Origin of the sequence: Microbacterium psychrotolerans (genome assembly GCF_031085295.1) — a bacterium.
Taxonomy (GTDB): Bacteria; Actinomycetota; Actinomycetes; order Actinomycetales; family Microbacteriaceae; genus Microbacterium; species Microbacterium psychrotolerans.
Genome location: NZ_JAVFWO010000005.1, coordinates 17,135 through 37,161, shown reverse-complemented (window position 1 = coordinate 37,161; position 20,027 = coordinate 17,135). Strand labels below are relative to the sequence as shown.

The 20,027-nt window shown below is 71.3% G+C and carries 14 protein-coding genes; 7 read left to right on the top strand and 7 right to left on the bottom strand.

The window, feature by feature from the left end:
* Positions 1-85: 85 nt before the first annotated feature.
* Positions 86-1,006, bottom strand: a complete 921-nt coding sequence (locus Q9R08_RS15985; RefSeq protein ID WP_308869140.1) for a 1,4-dihydroxy-2-naphthoyl-CoA synthase — start codon at positions 1,004-1,006, stop codon at positions 86-88.
* Positions 1,007-1,082: 76 nt separating this feature from the next.
* Between Q9R08_RS15985 and Q9R08_RS15980 the strand changes: the two genes are divergently transcribed.
* The 3 genes from Q9R08_RS15980 to Q9R08_RS15970 are packed head-to-tail and all read left to right on the top strand — an operon-like array spanning position 1,083 to position 5,314.
* Positions 1,083-1,628, top strand: coding sequence for a hypothetical protein (locus Q9R08_RS15980; protein WP_308869139.1), 546 nt, complete (start codon positions 1,083-1,085; stop codon positions 1,626-1,628).
* A 1-nt stretch (position 1,629) separates the two neighbouring features.
* Positions 1,630-4,860 (top strand): ATP-binding cassette domain-containing protein, encoded by a 3,231-nt coding sequence (locus tag Q9R08_RS15975; protein ID WP_308869138.1) that lies wholly within the window; start codon positions 1,630-1,632, stop codon positions 4,858-4,860.
* A gap of 25 nt (positions 4,861-4,885) precedes the next feature.
* Complete coding sequence (locus Q9R08_RS15970) at positions 4,886-5,314, top strand: hypothetical protein (protein ID WP_308869137.1); 429 nt, start codon at positions 4,886-4,888, stop codon at positions 5,312-5,314.
* A 43-nt stretch (positions 5,315-5,357) separates the two neighbouring features.
* On the opposite strand, the gene metH is transcribed toward Q9R08_RS15970, so the two are convergent.
* From metH to Q9R08_RS15950, 4 genes are all read right to left on the bottom strand, one after another.
* The gene (metH, locus tag Q9R08_RS15965; protein ID WP_308869136.1) at positions 5,358-9,020 is read right to left on the bottom strand and encodes a methionine synthase; all 3,663 of its coding nucleotides are present in this window, start codon (positions 9,018-9,020) and stop codon (positions 5,358-5,360) included.
* A gap of 203 nt (positions 9,021-9,223) precedes the next feature.
* The gene (locus Q9R08_RS15960; RefSeq protein ID WP_308869135.1) at positions 9,224-10,021 is read right to left on the bottom strand and encodes an LLM class F420-dependent oxidoreductase; all 798 of its coding nucleotides are present in this window, start codon (positions 10,019-10,021) and stop codon (positions 9,224-9,226) included.
* A gap of 122 nt (positions 10,022-10,143) precedes the next feature.
* On the bottom strand, positions 10,144-11,097 hold the full coding sequence (locus Q9R08_RS15955) for a permease prefix domain 1-containing protein (protein WP_308869134.1): 954 nt from the start codon (positions 11,095-11,097) through the stop codon (positions 10,144-10,146).
* Between the two features lie 29 nt (positions 11,098-11,126).
* Positions 11,127-11,471, bottom strand: a complete 345-nt coding sequence (locus tag Q9R08_RS15950) for a PadR family transcriptional regulator (protein ID WP_308869133.1) — start codon at positions 11,469-11,471, stop codon at positions 11,127-11,129.
* Between the two features lie 98 nt (positions 11,472-11,569).
* On the opposite strand from Q9R08_RS15950, the gene Q9R08_RS15945 reads away from it, so the two are divergent.
* A complete protein-coding gene (locus tag Q9R08_RS15945; protein WP_308869132.1) occupies positions 11,570-11,734 on the top strand; it encodes a hypothetical protein in 165 nt (54 codons plus the stop codon).
* 25 nt (positions 11,735-11,759) lie between these two features.
* Positions 11,760-12,761, top strand: coding sequence for an o-succinylbenzoate synthase (locus tag Q9R08_RS15940; RefSeq protein WP_308869131.1), 1,002 nt, complete (start codon positions 11,760-11,762; stop codon positions 12,759-12,761).
* Between the two features lie 75 nt (positions 12,762-12,836).
* Here Q9R08_RS15940 and Q9R08_RS15935 read toward each other — a convergent pair whose 3' ends face one another.
* Positions 12,837-13,487 (bottom strand): TetR/AcrR family transcriptional regulator, encoded by a 651-nt coding sequence (locus Q9R08_RS15935; RefSeq protein WP_308869130.1) that lies wholly within the window; start codon positions 13,485-13,487, stop codon positions 12,837-12,839.
* Positions 13,488-13,621: 134 nt separating this feature from the next.
* Between Q9R08_RS15935 and Q9R08_RS15930 the strand changes: the two genes are divergently transcribed.
* Both Q9R08_RS15930 and Q9R08_RS15925 read left to right on the top strand, forming a co-directional pair.
* Entirely contained in the window at positions 13,622-16,579 is a 2,958-nt protein-coding gene (locus Q9R08_RS15930; RefSeq protein ID WP_308869129.1) for an MMPL family transporter, read from the top strand.
* Complete coding sequence (locus Q9R08_RS15925) at positions 16,576-18,591, top strand: YhgE/Pip family protein (protein WP_308869128.1); 2,016 nt, start codon at positions 16,576-16,578, stop codon at positions 18,589-18,591. Before Q9R08_RS15930 ends, Q9R08_RS15925 begins: the two co-directional genes overlap by 4 nt.
* A gap of 347 nt (positions 18,592-18,938) precedes the next feature.
* Here the strand turns inward: Q9R08_RS15925 and ccsB are convergent, their stop codons facing one another.
* The gene (ccsB, locus tag Q9R08_RS15920) at positions 18,939-20,024 is read right to left on the bottom strand and encodes a c-type cytochrome biogenesis protein CcsB (RefSeq protein ID WP_308869127.1); all 1,086 of its coding nucleotides are present in this window, start codon (positions 20,022-20,024) and stop codon (positions 18,939-18,941) included.
* Positions 20,025-20,027 lie beyond the last annotated feature (3 nt).

Genomic DNA, 20,027 nt, shown 5'->3' with positions numbered 1-20,027 from the left:
TCCTCCAGAAAGCATCGGCACGGGCGGGTTTCGCCGTGCTCATCGCCCCGTCGCGCGATCTTGAGGAGTTCGTGCACGGCAGCCCTCAGAAGTGCCAGGGGTACGGCGACCAGTCGGGGTCGCGCTTCTCGAGGAACGCGTCGCGGCCTTCGACCGCCTCGTCGGTGCCGTACGCGAGCCGGGTCGCCTCACCCGCGAACACCTGCTGGCCCACCATGCCGTCGTCGACCGCGTTGAACGCGAACTTCAGCATGCGGATCGCGGTCGGCGACTTGGTGAGGATGGTCCGCGCCATGGCGAGAGCCTCGCGCTCGAGGTCGGCGTGCGGCACGACCCGGTTGACGGCGCCCATCTCGTATGCGCGCTGGGCCGAATACTCCTCGGCCAGGAAGAACACCTCGCGCGCGAACTTCTGGCCGATCTGACGGGCGAAGTAGGCCGAGCCGTAGCCGGCGTCGAACGACCCGACGTCCGCGTCGGTCTGCTTGAACCTGCCATGTTCGGCCGAGGCGATCGACAGGTCGCACACCACGTGCAGCGAGTGGCCACCGCCCGCGGCCCAGCCGGGGATCACGGCGATGACCACCTTGGGCATGAAGCGGATCAGCCGCTGCACCTCGAGGATGTGCAGCCGCCCGGCGCGAGCAGGCGCTCCGGCGGACTCGGCGACCGAGTCTGCGGACTCGGAGTACTTGTAGCCGTCGCGACCGCGGATGCGCTGGTCGCCGCCGGAGCAGAACGCCCAGCCGCCGTCCTTGGGACTCGGTCCGTTGCCGGTGAGCAGCACCACCCCGACGCGCGGGTCCTGACGTGCGATGTCCAGTGCGCGGTACAGCTCGTCCACCGTGTGCGGGCGGAACGCGTTGCGGACCTCGGGGCGATGGAACGCGATGCGGGCGATGCGACCGTCGCGCGAGACGTGGGACGTGATGTCGCTGTAACCGCCCTCCGCCTGGCCGGGTGCTGCAGTCCACTCGTCCTCGTCGAACAGTTCCGAAACGCTCACCCGGCCAGCCTACGGCGGCGCGTCGGCGGGCGTCATCCGCCACCGGACACCACTGCCCGCCAACTAGCCTGGATCGGTGACCTCGACTCTTCGCACCGTGGCGGCCGCCGCGGCATCCGCTGCCCTGCTCTTCACCCTCGTCGCCTGCACCGGCGCGCCCGACGCCACCCCCACGCCCGCGGAGACCAAGACCCTCGCGATCCTCGACAGCGCCTGCGGGGACGACGAAGGCATCACCGTCGCCGTGGACGCGTCGAGCCTGGAGGACGGCGACAGCAAGGAATGGTGCATCGGCACAGACGAGACGCTCGCCGCGGCCGACGCCCTCACCCTCGTGAATGTGACGACCGAGGGCACCGACGAGTACGGCGACGAGGTCGTGTGCCGCGTCAACGGCGTGCCCGCGGAAGACGTCGCGATCCCCGCCGCGGACGGCACGGACTACTTCGAGACGTGCGAGTCGATGCCCGCCGCGTTCGCGTACTGGTCGATCTGGATCAAGCCTGCGGACGGCGAGTGGGCCTATGCCGAGGAGGGATTGTCGACCCTCGAGCTCGAACCCGGCGAGTCGCTCGAGCTGCTCTTCACGCTGAACGGCGAGCCGGCCGCGCCGGCGACCTGACATGACGTTCCGACCCGGTCCCCTGCGTGCCGCGGCGATCCTCGCCGCAGGGTTCGTGGCGGCCCGGGTCGTCTACCGCATCCTCTTCCACGGGGCCGACGGCGACGGTTTCGTACTGCTGGACCTTCCAGCGGTGCGGCTGCCGCCGCCGTTCGCGCACGTCGTGCTGCTGGGCCAGGTCACCATCGACGGACTGTGGGATGCCGCGGCCAGCGCACTGCCGATCGCCCTCGCGATCCTCGCCTTCGGCGTCCTGAACGCCGTCGTCGACCTCAATCGCGTGTTCGCGCGGGCTTCGCGCCGCGGACCGCTCCGAGGCATCGCGCGGGCACTCGCGATCGCGGCGGCGACCCTCCCCTCGCTCGCCGACGGCGCCCGCGCGGTGCGCTTCGCCCAGCGGCTCCGCGGCGAGCGCGCCGGTCCACGGATGCTGCTGCCCCTGCTCGAGCGCACCCTCGAACGCGCCGGTGACGTGGCCGCGGCCCTCGAGCTGCGCGGCTTCGCGGGGCGCGGGCTCGACGGCGACTGCCTCGCTCCCGTCGAGGCTCGTGACGTCGAGATGGGCTACGGCGGGCGGGCGGATGCCGGCATCCGCCTTCCTCCCGCGCTGGCGCTCGAGGCCGGCACGCTCACACTCGTGGCGGGGGCGACGGGTTCGGGCAAGTCCACCCTGCTGCGCGGGATCGCGGGTCTGCACGTCCACACCGACGGCGGCTGGATCGCGGGGTCGCTGCGTGTGGTGGGCCACGACCGCACCGCGGTGCCGCCCCGCGACGTGGCGCAGCGCGTGGGCGTGGTGCTGCAGCATCCGCGTGAGGCGTTCGCGACGGAGCGCGTCCGCGACGAGATCGGCCTGTCGCTCGAGCTGCGGGGTGTCGCGCCGGTGGTCGCGGCGGCGCGTGTGGCCGAGGTCGCCGGCCGCGTCGGAGTGACCGGGCTGCTCGACCGGCCGACGCGCGGCCTGTCGGCGGGCGAGGCGACGCTCGTCGCCATTGCGGCGGCGATCGTGGAGCACCCGATACTCCTGCTGGTCGACGAGCCGCTGGCCGACCTCGACGCCGGCGCGCGCACGCGCATCGCGCGGCTGCTCGACGCCCTGGCGCACGAGGCGGAGATGTGCGTGGTCGTGGCCGAGCACCGCACCACGCCCCTCGCGCGCATCGCCGACACCGTCCTGCGGATCGACGGTGGTGCGGTCGTCATCGTGGATACCGCCGACGAGGAGAGGTGGCCCGGCCGTGCGGTCGTCGCATCGGATGCCGCCAGGGATGATTCGTCGTCGCCGGCGGGTGGCGCATCTGGTTTGGGGCGCTCCGCAGGCGTTCGGGGCGCGCCGCTGACGTCCCAGACGCACGGCGCGCGCCCCGAACCCCGAGACTCGGGGACGCTCTCGGTGCGCGAGCCGTCGGGCTCGGAGCCGGTGCTGAGCGCCCGCGGCATCACCCTGAGCCACCGCGAGACCGTGGCCGTGTCGGCGGCGGATCTCGACCTAGACGCCGCCGAAATCGTCGCACTCGTCGGGCCCAACGGCGCCGGCAAGTCGAGCCTGCTCGCGGCGCTGGCGCTGCCCGATCGCTGGATGCGGGTCGAGGCGTCGGGGCGCGTCGCGCTCGTGCCGGATGCCTCCGACGACCTCTTCGTCTCCGACACCGTCGCCGCCGAGTGCCGCCGCGCCGACCGGCGCGCGTCACGACGTGCCGCGCACGGCGGGCACGGGATCGTTGCCTCAGGCTCGGAAGCGTCCGCCTGGGGCGGAACGGGGAGCACGACGGGGCGACACCCAGCCGCCGGTGAGGAATCGACCGCAGCAAGGTTCGCCGGTTTCCTCGGCCTCGACCCCGATGGACCAGAGTTCACGTCGCGCCTGGCGCGGCATCCGCGCGATCTGTCGGTCGGCGAGCGACGATGCCTCGCCCTCGCCATCCAGTTCGCCGGCGCTCCCGACGTGCTGCTCATCGACGAGCCGACGCGCGGGCTGGACCCCACCGCGCGCGCGATGGTCTGGGCGGCTCTGCTCACGCTCGCCCACGCGGGCACGGCGGTGCTCGTGGCGTCGCACGAGCCCGAGATCGCCGATCTCGCCGATCGGGTGCTCGAGATGCATGGCGGCGTGCTGCGTGCGGGAGGCGCGCAGGCGGCGCGCGCCGATGGCGCTGTGCGCGGTGTCGCCCTGCATGCCGACCTCGTACGGGCGCAGGCGCGTCATCCCGGGGGCGCCGGCGCTCCCGCGCTGGTCGACATCGCCGGCCCCGCGGCCGCCGCTGCTGCGGCTCAGGGGCGCAGTAACCGCCGCACCGCGGCACCGACGGCGCTCGCAGGCCCCGGCTCCGACGCGCTCATTGCGACCGGTGTTCACGCCCGCGTCGCCCGGGCTCGCGTCGCCCGGCTTCCGCTGATCGCCCTCCTCGCAGCCAACCTCGTCGCGCTCGGGGCGTTCTGCTGGCCGCTCGTCGCGACCGCCGTGCCGGAGCAGGCATACGCCGCGGTGCCGATCGCGGCCCTCGCCCTGGCGCCGCTGGCGATGCTCGTGGTGGTGGCGACGCTCGACGGCACGGTGCGCTCGGCCCATATGCTGGCCCTTCTCGGCACGCTCGCCGCGATCGGGGCGGCGGTGCGCATCGCCGGCACCGGGGTCGGCGGAGTCGAGGCGGTCTTCATCCTGCTGATCCTCGCCGGGCGGGCGTACGGAGCGCGCTTCGGCATGCTCCTCGGCATGGCGACCATCGTGCTGTCCACGGTCATCACGGGCACGTTCGGGCCGTGGACGCCCTTCCAGATGTTCTCGTGCGCGTGGGTCGGTGCCGTCGCCGGGCTGCTGCCGCGCCGATCGCCACGCGCCCTCCGGGCGTCGCTGACGCATCGCCCGCAGCCGCCGGGGGCATGGGCTCGCTCGTCAGCCGCCGAGATCGCCATGCTCTGCGTCTACGGCGTCGTCGCCTCGTACGTCTTCGGCCTGCTGATGAACCTGTGGTTCTGGCCGTTCGCCGTGGGCTACGGCACCGGCATCTCGTACGACGGCGCCGCGCCGTTCGACGTCAACCTGTCGAGCTTCCTGCTCTACTCGCTCGTGACGTCGACGCTCAGCTGGGACACTCTCCGCGCGATCACGACCGTCGTCGGCCTGATCGTGGTAGGCCGGCCCATCCTCGCCGCCCTGCGCCGCGCCAAGCCGCTGGCGCCGCACCGGCAGCCCGCCTCCGCTCCGCGAGAACGGGCGTCTGCCCTATCGTGAGGTTCACGCGCCAGGAGGAGCCAACGTGACCACAGCGATACCCTCGACCCTGACGCCGACGAATCCCATCGGCGCCTACGTGCCCGAGATCATCTCGCTCGCGAAGCGGGGACTGTTCTGGGCGGTCCTCTACGGGCTGTTCGCGCGCGGCTCACGCGGCGGTTGCATAAGCGTCGCCGACGCCGCAACGAGCTGCTACACCGCGACGCTCGATCCGTCGCCGGTGGTGTGGCTCGCGATGGCGGTCGTCTTCGTCGTCTCGCTGGGTCGAGCGTCTCGGGCCACCGACACCACCGTCGTCACGCGGGTGCTCCGGCGCGCCGCCACCGCATTGTGGGCCCTCCCGCTCCTCGCGGCGGTCATCGGCCTCCTGACCTTCTTCACCGCCGATCCGGCCTTCTGGGTGCACACCACGCCGCCTCCGAACGTCAGCGTCGAGATCACCACGGAATGACTGACGGATGCCGCAGGCCGCGGCATCCGATCTCCTTCACGTCTCAGACCGAGAAGTACTTCGCCTCGGGGTGGTGGAAGACGAAGGCGTCGGTGGACTGCTCGGGGTGCAGCTGCAGCTCCTCGCTGAGCTCGACGCCCATGCGCTCGGGGCGGAGCAGCTCGACGACCTTGCGGCGGTCCTCCATGTCGGGGCAGGCGGGGTAGCCGAGTGAGAAGCGGGCACCGCGGTACTCGAGCTTGAACAGCCCCGCGGTCTCGGCAGGGTCCTCCCCCGAGAAGCCGAGCTCGGAGCGGATGCGGGCGTGCCAGAACTCGGCGAGCGCCTCGGTCAGCTGCATCACGAGCCCGTTGAGTTCGTAGTAGTCGCGGTACTTGTCCTCGGCGAACAGCTTCGCGGTCACCGAGTCGATGTGGGCGCCCGCCGTCACGAGCTGCACGGGCAGCACGTCGACGGCGCCCGACTCGCGCGAGCGGACGAAGTCGGCGAGGCACAGGTGACGGTCGCGGCGTTGGCGCGGGAAGTGGAAGCGCAGGCGGTCGGCGCCGATCTCGCCGCCGGAGCCGCCGTCGGGCGCGAGCAGACCCGCTGCGCCCAGCACGCCGGACGCATCGTCGCCGTGGTGCAGCACGACGACGTCGTTGCCCTCCGACACGACGGGGAAGTAGCCGTACGCGACGGAGGCGTCGAGCATGCCCTCGCCGAGGATGCGGTCGAGCCAGTAGCGCAGCCGCGGCCGTCCCTCGGTGTCGACGAGCTGCTCGTACGACGCGCCGTCCTCGCCTCGCCCGGGCTTCAGACCCCACTGGCCCATGAACGTCGCGCGCTCGTCGAGGAACGCGGCGTAGTCGTGCAGTGCGATGCCGCGGACGATACGGGTGCCCCAGAACGGCGGCGCCGGCACCGGATTGTCGGATGCCACATCCGAGCGCGTCGGCATCGCCTCGGGTTCGGTGAGCGTGAGCTTCGAGCCGGCCGCGTGCCGGCGCTTCTTCAACGCCGGGAGTCCGACCGAGGCCGGATCGGCGCCGCGGGCGATCTTCACGAGCGGCTCCATGAGCGCCAGGCCCTCGAACGCATCGCGGGCGTAACGGACCTCGCCGTCGAACAGCGAGGCCAGGTCGTCCTCGACGTAGGCGCGGGTGAGCGCCGCACCGCCGAGGATCACCGGCCACTTCGTGCCGAGCCCTCGGGAGCGGAGCTCCTCGAGGTTCTCCTTCATGACGACCGTCGACTTCACGAGCAGGCCAGACATGCCGATGACGTCGGCGTCGTGCTCCTCGGCCGCGGCGATGATGTCGGCGATCGGCTGCTTGATGCCGAGGTTCACGACGTCGTACCCGTTGTTGGTGAGGATGATGTCGACGAGGTTCTTGCCGATGTCGTGCACGTCGCCGCGGACCGTGGCCAGCACGATGCGGCCCTTGCCGGAGGCATCCGACTTCTCCATGTGCGGTTCGAGCAGCGCGACCGCGGTCTTCATGACCTCGGCGGACTGCAGCACGAACGGCAGCTGCATCTCGCCCGCGCCGAACCGTTCGCCGACGATCTTCATGCCCTCGAGCAGGTGGTCGTTGATGATCTGGAGCGGCGTCAGCCCGCCCTCCCGAGCCAGGTCGAGATCGGCCTCGAGGCCCTTCCCCTCGCCGTCGATGATGCGGCGCTCGAGGCGCTCTCCGACCGGCAGCGCGGCGAGCTCGGCGGCGCGCTGGTTGCGCAGCGCCGCGGTGTCGACCCCGGCGAAGAGGTCCAGCATGCGTGCCAGGGGGTCGTACGTGACGTTGCCGTCGGCGTCGTACTCGCGGCGATCCCACACCAGGTCGAGGGCGACCTTGCGCTGCTCGTCGGAGATCGACGCGAGCGGCACGATCTTCGCCGCGTCGATGATGCCCGACGTGAGCCCGGCCTCGACGGCCTCGTGGAGGAACGCCGAGTTCAGCACGCTGCGTGCGGCCGGGTTGAGCCCGAACGACACGTTCGAGACGCCCAGCGTGGTGTTGATACCGGGGTACTTCGCCGTGATCTGCCGGATCGCCTCGATGGTCTCGATGGCGTCGCGGCGCGTCTCCTCCTGGCCGGTCGCGATGGGGAACGTCAGGCAGTCGACGATGATGTCGCTGACACGCAGGCCCCACTCGCCGACGAGCTCGTCGATGAGGCGCGTCGCGATCTGCACCTTGCCCTCGGTCGTCCGGGCCTGGCCACGCTCGTCGATCGTCAGCGCCACGACCGCGGTGCCGTGCTCTTTCACGAGCGGCATGATGCGGCCGAAGCGCGAGGTGGGGCCGGCGCCGTCCTCGTAGTTCACGGAGTTCACGACCGGGCGTCCGCCGATCAGCTCGAGCCCCGCGGCGATGACCGCCGGCTCGGTCGAGTCGACGACGAGCGGCAGCGTCGAGGCGCTCGCCAGACGCGACACGACCTCGCGCATGTCGGCGGCGCCGTCGCGCCCGACGTAGTCGGTGCAGACGTCGAGCAGGTGCGCGCCCACACGGATCTGATCGCGGGCGATCTCGACGCAGTCGTCCCACCGCTCCTCGAGCATGGCCTCGCGGAACGCCTTCGAGCCGTTCGCGTTGGTCCGCTCGCCGATCGCGAGATACGACGCGTCCTGCTGGAACGAGACGTGCTGGTACAGCGACGCGACGCCGGGGTCCTCCTCCGGGCCACTCGACAGGCTCAGGGACCGCACCTCGTCGCGTCCCTCGCCCTGGCGGAAGGGGCTCAGCCGCTCGACGACCGCGGCCAGGTGCTCGGGAGTCGTGCCGCAGCATCCGCCGACGAGGCCCAGCCCGAACTCGCGCACGAACTGCTCGTGCGCCGTCGCGAGCTCGCCGGGCGAGAGCGGGTAGTGCGCGCCGTTCGCCCCGAGCACCGGAAGCCCCGCGTTCGGCATGCACGCGACCGGTACGGTGGCGTGCTTCGACAGGTGCCGCAGGTGCTCGCTCATCTCCGTGGGTCCGGTGGCGCAGTTCAAGCCGATCGCGTCGACGCCGAGCGGCTCGATCGCGGTGAGCGCCGCCCCGATCTCGGATCCCATGAGCATGGTGCCGGTGGTCTCGACCGTCACCTCGACGAAGATCGGCAGGCGGATGCCGCGGCTCACGATCGCCTGGCGGCAGCCGTTGATGGCGGCCTTGGTCTGCAGCAGGTCCTGCGAGGTCTCGACGAGGAACGCGTCGGCGCCGCCGTCGATGAGCCCTTCGGCCTGCAGCGCGAAGGTCTGCTTCAGGTTGTCGTACGTCGTGTGACCGAGGCTCGGCAGCTTCGTGCCCGGTCCCATAGAGCCGAGCACCCAGCGCACGCGGCCGTCGGCGGCCTCGGCCGCCTCGACCCGCTCGCGCGCGATGCGCGCCCCCGCGGCGGCGAGCTCGGTGATCCGGTCGTCGATGCCGTAGTCGCCGAGGTTCGACCAGTTCGCGCCGAACGTGTTGGTCTCGACCGCGTCCACGCCGACCTCGAGGTAGGCGTCATGGATCGCCGCGACGACGTCGGGGCGCGAGACGTTGAGGATCTCGTTGCAGCCCTCTAGTCCCTGGAAGTCGCCGTCGATCGAGAGGTCGTAGCGCTGCAGCATCGTGCCCATCGCCCCGTCGGCGATCACGACGCGCTCGCGCACGCCTTCCAGCAGCCGCTGCGAACGCTCGGGCCGCGGCACGCCGTCGATGTCGAGGGCGAAGCGGGGTGCGGTCGAGGCAGCGGTCACCCCGTGATTTTAGTCGCGCGGCTCGGGAGTGTCCCGGTTCGTGACGGATGCCGCTCCCACCCGTCCGCGAGTGCCGCTCCCACCCGTCCGCGAGAGTACAACTGGCGGACGAGAGGTCGGGCGGTTGCCTGCCTCTCGGCGACCAGATGTACTCTCGCGGGGTGGACGCCGGGTGCGAAACGGGGCGGGCGGACCGCCGCGCGTCAGGCGTTCTTCGAGTCGCGCCAGCGCAGCCACGACCGGATGAGGTCGTAGTCCCAGTCGGGGCCCTGGAAACCGAGCGTGAACAGGCGCACGCCGGCGTCGTACAGCTCGTCGGCGAAGCCCTCGCCGCGCTGATGCAGCTCGTTGGAGATCACGAGGCCGGACGTGTCGCGCTCCTCGCGCTCGGCCCAGCGCTCGATGACGTCGAGCTTGTGCGGCAGCTCGTCGGGGCGCACGAAGCTGTGCCAGATGTCGGCGTGCCGGGCGACGAGGCGCAGCGTCTTCTGCTCACCCTTGCCGCCGATCATCACCGGGATCTCGCGCGTGGGCGCCGGGTTGAGCTTCTCCCAGCGCGCCTCGATGCGCTCGAGGCCCGAGGCGAGGTCGTCGAGCCGCGAGCCGGCGGTGCCGAAGTCGTAGCCGTACTCCTCGTAGTCGCGGGCGAACCAGCCCGAGCCCGTCGCGAAGATGAAGCGGCCGACGCCGTCCTTCGCCGAGATGTGGTCGACGGTGCGGGCCATGTCGGCCTGCAGATCGGGGTTGCGGTAGCTGTTGCAGTTGACCAGTGCCCCGAACTCGACGCGCTCGGTCTGCTCGGCCCAGGCGGCGAGCATGGTCCACGACTCGAAGTGCAGGCCGTCGGGGTCGCCCGACAGCGGGAAGAAGTGGTCCCAGTTGAAGAGGACGTCGACGCCCATCTCCTCGAGACGCAGGACGGCGTCGCGGAACGCGGAGTACGGGGCGTGCTGGGGCTGCAGCTGCACGCCGAGGCGCACAGGAGTATCGAGGAGGGGCATGAAAAAAGACTAGGGCCGCCGCGAGGGGGTGATCCTCGTTCGACGAGGGTTGCCGAGATGAGGTCGCGCCGTGACCCGCGCGTCCTCATCTCGGCGATCCTCCTCCGTCGAGGACGCCGGCCTCAGCCTCGGCGCGCCCGCGCGGCCTTCATCGCGGCATCCACCGTGTCCCAGATCGCGATGCCGGCGATGACGAATCCGAACACCACGTTGACGATCACACCGACCTTCGCGCCGTCGTCGGCGATGATCGACGGGAAGAACTCCGGGTTGATCAGCCGGCCCTCGAACAGCAGCCACAGCGCCGGAACCGCGACGATGAGATTCAGGATGCCGTTGGCCACGGCGAGCGCCGGAGTCCAGCGGCCGACGGCGTACACGACGACGGCGAGCACCGCTTCGAGTGCCATCAGCACGAACAGTCCGATGATCCACCACGGCCACAGCCCCGGGTCGAGGAACGGCAGCCCGGGCTGCGTGGGCACCAGTCCGACGAAGTGGTCCCACAGCACGACGCCGGCCATGATCGCGAGGAATGCGAGCGAGGCGACCATGTCGCCGAGTCCGGCGCCGCGCTGGCGCGGTTCGGGCAGCTGATCGGGCGTCCAGGGTCCGCTCGTCATCGTCTCGTGCCCGCTACGCTCCAGCACCACGAACACGAGGGTGGTCCAGAACGCGATGTGCACGACCACCGAGATGAGCAGCGGCACGATGGCCCCGACGATCTCGCCGAACGTGGCGCCGTTGAGCACCATGGCGAGCGAGACGCCGAAGGCGGCGCACACCGGGACGATCCAGAGCAGCAGTTTGAGCAGCCGCCACCAGTCGAGGAAGTAGCGCGGGCCGACGAGCCACAGCGGCCGGTCGGTGTACTGGGCGGCGAGCTTGTCAGGATCGCCGAGGTCGGTCAGGACGGCGCGTTCGGCGGACGTGTGGTCCTGCCCCTCGGCGAGGCGCGCCTCGATCTGGTCGTCGATCGAGCCGCGCAGCTCGGCGGCCAGGTCGTCGCGCTGCGCCTCGGGCACGGTGCGCATCGCGGCGTCGACGTAACGGTCGGTGAGCGTCGCGGTTGTCATGTCGGTTCTCCTCAGTTGCGGATCGTGGGTCAGTGCGGGACGTCGGGGGTGGGAAGGTCGTCGATCGCTGCGGCGATCGCGCGGAAGTCGTCGGTGAGGGATGCCGCGAGCCGTGAGCCCGCGGCGCTGGTGCGGTAGAACTTGCGCGGCCGCGACTCGTCGGTGTTCCACTCGCTGGTGAGGAACCCCTGCTTCTCGAGGCGTCGCAGCAACGGGTAGAGCGTGTTCGCATCGGTGGGGAAGCCGCGCTCCCCCAGCTCTTCGAGCAGTCCGTACCCGTACCCCGGGTGGACGAGCAGGCGCAGACAGGCGAGCACGACGGTGCCGCGCCGCAGCTCCTGCAGGTGCGTCTCGAGGATCTCGGTTTCGCTCATACCTCACACCATACTGTGTGTCACACACTATCGTCAATGACACTTTAAAGTCGGACACCAACCTGTCATGCTGACCGGAACGCGAGAGAGGGCCGGCCATGTCAGAGAAGCCCAGCCGCTGGATCCGACTGAAGTGGGCGATTCTCGGAAAGCCCGTGACCTACGAGGAACACCGCAACGCGCAGGCGTCGCACTACTACGACGCTCGCGTGAGCGCTCAGCTCGAGTTGCGCAACCAGCGCTTCGAGGCGGGGCAATTCTGATCCGCCGACAGGGCAGGATGAAGCGGTGACGATCCCGCACGCGCTCCCCCCGCTCGACGACGTCCTGGCGACGGCGCGCGTCGTCGCCCTGCACCTGGCGACCAGGTTCCGCGGCATCGACGTGCGCGAAGCCCTCCTGTTCGAGGGACCCGAAGGCTGGGCCGAGTTCTCGCCGTTCCCGGAGTACGACGACGCAGAGGCATCGACGTGGCTCGCCGCAGCCATCGAGGACTCGCGGATGCCGCGGCCCGAGGCCCGCCGCGGGAGCATCGGCGTCAACGCCACCGTGCCGGCCGTGGCTGCGGCATCCGTCCCCGCCGTGCTGGCGCGATTCGACGGCTGCCGGACGGCGAAGATCAAGGTCGCCGAGGCCGGTCAGGTGCTCGCCGACGACGTCGCCCGCGTGCGGGCGGTCCGCGAGGCCATGGGCCCGGAGGGGCGCGTGCGCATCGACGCCAACGGCGCCTGGAACGTGGACGAGGCCGAGCGCGCGCTGCACGCCCTCGCAGAGTTCGACCTCGAATATGCCGAGCAGCCGTGCGCGACCGTCGACGAGCTCGCCGAACTGCGGCGGCGCGTGAAATACATGGGCATTCCGATCGCCGCCGACGAGAGCGTGCGCAAGGCCGCCGATCCGCTGGCCGTGGCTCGTGCGGGGGCGGCCGATCTGCTCGTCGTCAAGGCGCAGCCGCTCGGCGGCGTGCGCCGGGCGCTCGAGATCGTGGCGGAGGCAGGGCTCCCGGCCGTCGTCTCCAGCGCCCTCGACACGTCGGTCGGGCTGTCGATGGGAGTGGCGCTCGCTGCCGCGCTGCCCGAGCTCGACTACGACTGCGGCCTCGGGACGGCGTCGCTGTTCACCGCCGACGTGGTCGAACCGCCGCTGAAGCCGCACGACGGCTTCCTCGCGGTGGGTCGGGTCACTCCCGATGCGGCGCTCCTGGACGCGCACGCGGCCGCCGCCGACCGCCGAGATTGGTGGCTCGACCGCCTGGCGCGGTGCTACAAGGTGCTCGACTCCGCCCGCTGACCTGGCGAGCGAAGGGGCACGACTTCGGCGGCGACGGCCGTACGGCTCGCCCGCGCGCTCGGCCCGCTGACCGACTCAGACAGGTTCGATGATGATCTGCGCGACGCGGGCGAGCTCCTCGTTGATGCGCAGATGCATCTCCTCGTCGCCGAGCCCCGCCATCACGGCCCGCACCGACGCGGCCTCCCACACGGTGAGCATGAGCCGCGCAGCCTCGTGTGCGGGAACCCGGAATCGCAGCGCGCGCGCTGCGCCGATGTCGGAGATGATCTGCGCGACGTTGCGCAGCATCTCCTCGTCCTGTGCGAGGTAGGCGACGGCGAGCGCCGGCGTGCGAAGGGCGCGGATGCGGATCTCGCTCATCAGCAGGACGCCGAGGCGGTCGTCGGCCGACACGTCGAGGATCTGCTGAACGATCTCGAACGCGTTGGTCGGCATGAGGTCGAGAGCGCCCTCGCCCTCCAGCGCCGCCACGCGCTCCCGCACCACGGCGACACGCCCGCGCGCGACCGAGCCTGCGAGCTCGAGGAACAGCTCGTCCTTGGTCTCGAAGTTCGAGTAGAACGCGCCACGGGTGAAGCCCGCGCGCTCGCAGATCGCCTCCACGGATGCCGCATCCAGGCCGACTTCGGCGAAGACCAGCGCCGCGGCATCCAGCAGCTTCTGCCGGGTCGCTTCGCGTCGGCGGGACATGCCGGCCACTTCGACCACGGGGGTGTCGCTCATCGGTCCTCCTTGCCGCCAGTCTCACACGGACTACTCAGGTTGGGGCGGCCAACCCGCCTTACGATACACTCATGTATCCGATACAGCGCTGTATCGACGCAACCCCTACCTCTCACCCGTAAAACGGAGGCGCTGTGTCGACCCTTCTGTATGCGCTCGGCCGCTGGACGTACCGCCACCCCTGGCGGGTGCTGGTCTCGTGGCTGCTGCTGCTCGCGCTCGCCGGCGGCGGCGCGGCCCTGTTCATGAAGGGCACCGACAACTCGTTCTCGATCCCTGGCACCGAGGCCCAGGAAGGCATCGCGCTGCTGGACCGCAGTTTTCCGCAGGCCAGCGGCACGAGCGCGCAGCTGGTGATCGTCGCCGCCGACGGCGATCAGGTCGACGAGGAGCCCTACGCGTCGGCGATCGACGACACGGTCTCGCATCTCGAGGACCTCGACGGTGTGATCGCTGTGACCGACCCCTTCAACGAGATGGTCACGGGCATGGTCTCGGACGACGAGTCGGCCGCGATCATCCGCCTGCAGTTCGACGGGCAGGCGACGGACGTGTCGGACGAGACCAAGGCGGGCCTCGAACACGTCGCCGACGATCTGCGCGAGACGCTCCCCGAGGGCTCGGAGGTCGCCATGGGCGGCGACCTGTTCTCGACCTCGGTGCCGGCCCTCTCGCTGATCGAGGCTGTCGGCGTGCTCATTGCGCTGTTCGTGCTGATCGTGACGTTCCGATCGTTCGCGGTCGCCTGGTTCCCGCTGGTGTCGGCGCTGATCGGCGTCGGCCTGGCGATCGCCCTCATCTACGTCTCGACGGCGTTCGCGTCGATCTCGTCCACCACGCCGATGCTCGCGATCATGCTGGGGCTCGCGGTCGGCATCGACTACGCCCTGTTCATCGTCGCCCGACATCAGGACCAGGTGCGCGCCGGGGTCGAGCCCGAGGAGTCCGCCGCGCGGGCGACCGGCACCGCAGGCTCGGCCGTCGTGTTCGCCGGTGTCACCGTGCTCATCGCCCTCATCGGCCTGGGCTTCGCCGGCATCCCGTTCCTGACGACGATGGGCATCGCCGCCGCCGTGGCCGTCGCGATCGCCGTGGTGGTCGCCATCACTCTGACGCCCGCCCTGTTGGGCTTCGCGAAGGGCCGGGTCGCCGGCTGGGGTCACGGCCGCACGCGCCGAGGAATCCCGCTCTCCCGCCGCCGTGCGATCGCACCGTCCGCCGAGCGCGAGAAGGCGGTTCATGGCACGGGTGATCCCGCGCCGATCGGGAGTGCAGAACGGCCGGCAGACGCCGCGGCGGCGGGCGAGACCGCCCCCTCCCCCGATGCGGCCGACGCCGTCCACGCTCCGGTCAAGAAGACCAACCGCTGGGTCCTGTGGGTCACCAAGCACCCCGTCGTCACCACCATCGCGGTGGTGCTGACCCTCGGCGTCATGGCGATCCCCGCGGCGAGCCTGGCCCTGGCCCTCCCCAACGCGGGCCAGCAGCCCGAGTCGAGCCAGGCGCGTCAGGCCTACGACCTCACCGCCGAGCACTTCGGACCAGGTGCCAACGGCCCGCTCATCATGACCGGCACGATCGTCACCTCGACCGACCCGCTCGGGCTGATGGCCGACCTGGCCGACGAGGTCGAGAAGATCCCCGGCGTCAAGGAGGTCGCGCTCGCGACGCCGAACGAGACCGCCGACACCGGCCTGATCCAGATCGTGCCGGAGACGGCTCCGGACGACCCCGCCACCGCCGAGCTCGTACGAGCGCTGCGGGATCTCGCTCCTCAGCTCGAGGACGAGTACGGCGTCGACCTGAAGGTGACCGGCTTCACCGCCGTGGGCATCGACATCTCCGACCGCCTCGGCGCCGCCCTGCTGCCGTTCGGCGTCTTCGTCGTCGGCCTGTCGCTCGTGCTTCTGATGATCGTGTTCCGGTCGATCTGGGTGCCCATCAAGGCCGCCGTCGGCTACCTGCTGTCGGTGCTCGCCGCCTTCGGCGTCGTCGCCGCTGTGTTCGAGTGGGGCTGGGGCGCCGAGCTGCTGCACGTCGATCGCACCGGACCGGTCATCAGCTTCATGCCGATCATCCTGATGGGCGTGCTGTTCGGGCTCGCGATGGACTACCAGGTGTTCCTGGTCAGCCGCATGCGCGAGGACTATGTGCACGCCCGCCGGGCCGCCGCCAGTCACTCGACGCGCGGCCGTCGCGACATCGCGCTCGGCGCCGTCCGCTCTGGCTTCACGGCCTCGGCACGCGTCGTCACGGCGGCGGCGATCATCATGTTCGCGGTTTTCGCGGCCTTCGTACCCGAGGGCGACTCGTCGATCAAGCCGATCGCGCTGGGCCTCGCCGTCGGCATCGCCGTGGACGCGTTCCTCGTGCGCATGACGCTCGTGCCGGCGGTGATGGCGCTGCTCGGCGACAAGGCCTGGTGGATCCCGCGCTGGCTCGACCGGATCCTCCCCCACTTCGACATCGAGGGCGAAGCCGTCGAGCGCGAGCTCGCGCTCGAGGCCTGGCCCGAGTCGAACACGACCGCCGCGGTCGTCGGCGAGGGCGTCGGCGTCCGCGCCGACGCCGGCGGCTCCGCCGGCGAGGTCGTGCTGTTCGAGGACGCCGCATTCCGCGTCGAGCCCGGCGGCACCCTGATCGCTACCGGCGACCCCCGTGCCGCCCAAGCCTTCGCGCTCACCCTGGCCGGGCGGCTCGCGCCCACCGACGGCAAGCTGCGCGTCGCGGGCCACCTGCTCCCTGAGCGCGCCGTCTGGGTGCGCGCCCACGTCGGGCTCGCGCTGCTCGGCGACACTGACGAACGGCTCCCCGCACTCCGCCGAGCGCTCGCCGGCAAGGCGACCCTCGTCGTCGTCGAGGGTGTCGACGCCCTCGACGCCGCCGAGCGCGACCAGGCGGGTGCGCTGCTGCGCGACGCGGCGAGCGCCCTGCGCCGCGGCGGCGACGGCGTGCTCACGCTCGTCGTGACCTCCCGCAGCGAGAGCGCCGCGCTCGCGCTGCTCGCCGACGCGCACCGCCCCGACGTGGCCTCGCTGACGCTGCGCTCGGGCGCTCCCCTGACCACCCCCACCGCAGAGGTGAACGCATGACCCCGAACTGGATCACCACGGCCGTCGAGCGCGCGCGCTCCCGTCGTCCCGTCACGTGGCTGACGCTCGTCGGCGTGCTGCTGCTGCCCGTCGTCATCGGCGGAATCCTGGTCGCCGCCCTGTACAACCCGGTAGAGCGGCTCGACAGCCTCACCGCCGCGATCGTGAACGAGGACGAGCCCGTCACCATCGACGGGCAGACCGTGCCGCTCGGCCGTCAGCTCACCGCCGGCCTCGTCGAGGGATCGGACGAGCTCGACAGCAACCTCACCTGGACGATCTCGAACGCCGACGACGCCGAGGCAGGCCTCGCCGACGGCACCTACGCCGCCGTCATCACGATCCCCGAGAACTTCTCGGCCGCCGCGACGTCGACGGCGCCGGGTTCGACCCCCGAGCAGGCGACCATCGAGGTCACGACCCCGCCCGACAGCCTCATCGTCGACGACGCCATCACCGCGCAGGTTGCCACGGCCGCCGCGTCGAGTATGGGCACGCAACTGTCGAGCGTGTACCTCGAGAACGTGTTCCTGGGCTTCACGACGCTGGGCGACCAGCTCGGCACGGCGGCCGACGGCGCCGCGCAGCTCGCCGAGGGCGCCGGCCAGGCCGCCGACGGCGCGGCACAGCTGCCCGACGGCATCTCGCAGCTCGCGGACGGCAACATCCAGCTGGCGGATGGGGCCTCGCAGCTCGCCGACGGCGCCGGGCAGGTCGCCGGTGGAGCGACGTCACTGCAGTCCGGTCTGACGACGATCGCGGGCAAGACGCGCGAGGCCGCTGGCGGAGCCCAGCAGCTCGCGGACGGGGTGAACGGCGGGGCGGCACAGCTCGAGGCAACCGGGCTCGTACCCGATCCGGTGTACGACGCAGCGACTGGGTCGGTCCAGGCGGCCGGCTCGGTCCTCGCCCTCGCGAATGAGTGCGTCGCCAACGGCGGTTCAGCGGAGTACTGCACGAAGCTGGTGAACGCCGCCACGGGCGCGAAGGCCGCCGCCCAGGGCACCTCCGGTGCACTCACTGCATTCGACACCGCGGGTACCGCCGACCTTGCGGCTCAGTTCCGTACCATCGGCACCAACGTCGCAGCACTCGGCGGCGGACTGACCCAGCTCGCCGGCGGAATCGACCAGTCTGCCGCGGGCGCCGGCCAGCTCGCCACCGGCGTAACGGGCCTCCAGGACGGCGCCAACGGTCTCGCCGACGGTGCGACGCAGCTCGCCTCCGGTGCGACGCAGGCGGCGGACGGTGCGACGACCCTCGCCGACGGTGTCGCCCAGCTCGCGACGGGCACGTCCGAACTCGCGAGCGGCCTCACGACGGCATCCGAGTCCCTTCCGTCGTATACCGACCAGGAGGCGACCGATCTCGCCTCCGTCGTCGCCGACCCGGTCGAAGCCGACGGCGTGGGCACCTCGCTCTTCGGCGCGTCGGCGGTCCCCCTGCTGGCGACCCTCGCGCTGTGGTTCGGCGGGCTCGGCACGTTCATCGCGCTGCAGGCCGTGTCGCGTCGCGCCCTCACGTCGCGGCAGCCGTCCGCGGTGCTCGCACTGCGGTCGTTCGCCCCGGCGGCCGGCCTCGGTGCACTGCAGGGCGCGCTCGTCGCGGCCGTCGTGCAGCTGGCCGCGTCGTACGGCTGGGGCGAATGGTGGGCGCTCGCCGGCGTCTGCGTCGTCGCGGGCATCGCGTTCGCTGCCGTGAACCAGGCCCTCGTGGCCGTCTTCGGCGGCGCCGGCCGCTGGATCTCGGCGCTCATCGGCGTCCTCACCGTCGCGACCGGCGTGGTCTCCACCGTGCCCGGTGTGCTGTCGAGCGTCGCCGGGCTGATGCCGACGGCCCCGGCATACAACGGCATGCTCGCCGCGCTCACGTCGACCTCGGGGCTCGGGGCCGCATTCGCGGGGCTGATCATCTGGACGGTCCTCGCGCTCGTCGCGACGATGATCGTCGTGGCTCGCCGGCGCAGCACCTCGGCGCGCGCCCTGCTGAGGGCGACGCCCGCCACCGCGTAGTCCCGAACAGTTCGAGCCCGGTCGACACGTCGACCGGGCTCGAGCCGTTCCCGTCGGCGCTGCAGGCGTGGAGGCTCGACCCGCAGGCCCCGCCTACGGCATCCGCGGACCCGCCCGGGGGCGACGGGCGCGGTCACCCGCAGATCGCACGGTGCCGAGCGCGAGCGCATCGGGGCGGTGTTCCGCTCGCTCGAGAGTGTCGCCGACCTGGACGGGAGCTGCGCTCGTCATCGCGGCGAGACGCCGCGTCGTCCGGGAACCCGCCCCGGCTCGCGCTCAGCCTCGGTCATTCCGTTCACGGAATGTCGTTCCGAAGGAGGCTGCGGCGGTGAGCGGCCCGGAGCCGATCAGCTCAGGCCGGAGTAGGCGTGGAGGCCCTTGAAGAACATGTTCACGATCGTGAAGTTGAAGATCACGGCGGTGAAGCCGATGATCGACAGCCAGGCCGAACGCGAGCCGCGCCACCCGCGCGTCGCTCGCGCGTGGATGTAGCCGGCGTAGAGCACCCAGATCACGAAGGTCCACACTTCCTTCGTGTCGAAGCCCCAGTACCGGCCCCAGGCGTCGTTGGCCCAGATGGAACCGGCGATGAGGGTGAACGTCCAGAAGATGAAGCCGAGGATCGCGAACCGGTAGGCGAGCGACTCGAGCGCCTCGGCGCTCGGCAGCGTCCGCAGGAATCCGGGCCCGGTCTTGGCGGTCGACGCCGCGGGGGCGTCGGCGTCCTGGATGCGGGCCGCAGCGGAGATCCGCGCCTCTCGCCGCGCCTGCATCAGCTGCAGCACCGACAGGCCGAAGGCGAGCGCGAACAAGGCGGTCGCGAGCGATGCGACGAACACGTGGATGACGAGCCACACGGACTTCAGCGGGTCCATCAGCGGCACGATGTCGGTGTAGAACCAGATGGCCGTGCCGCCCAGCAGCACGACGACGAGACCGGTGATGAAGGTGCCGAGGAACCGCAGGTCGTAGCGGAACAGAACACCCAGGTACACCGCGACGATCAGCAGGGTTCCGGTGAGGGCGAACTCGTACATGTTCGACCACGGCACCCGGCCGGCGGCGATGCCCCGGGTGACGTCTCCGCCGAGGTGGAACAGGAAGCCCAGCACCGTCAGCGACGTGCCGATACGGGCCCACACCAGGCGCGCGCGGCTGCCGACGGGGGCGTTCAGCGCCCGCTCGGATGCCGTCTCCTGCGCACGCATCTGCTCGATGATCCCGGTGCGCGGCGACGCCCCGCCGGCGCCTGCTGCGACGAGCTCACGGTTGCGCACGGTCTGGGCCGCGGCGTCCTTCGCCTCTACGGCGACCGCGCCTCGACGCGCCAGGTCGACCGCGTAGGCGATGAACGCGAGCGCGTAGATCGCGATGGCCGTCCAGACCAGGAGCACCGAGGCGGAGTCGAGGGTGAGAGGGGAGGCGTCGGGCATGAT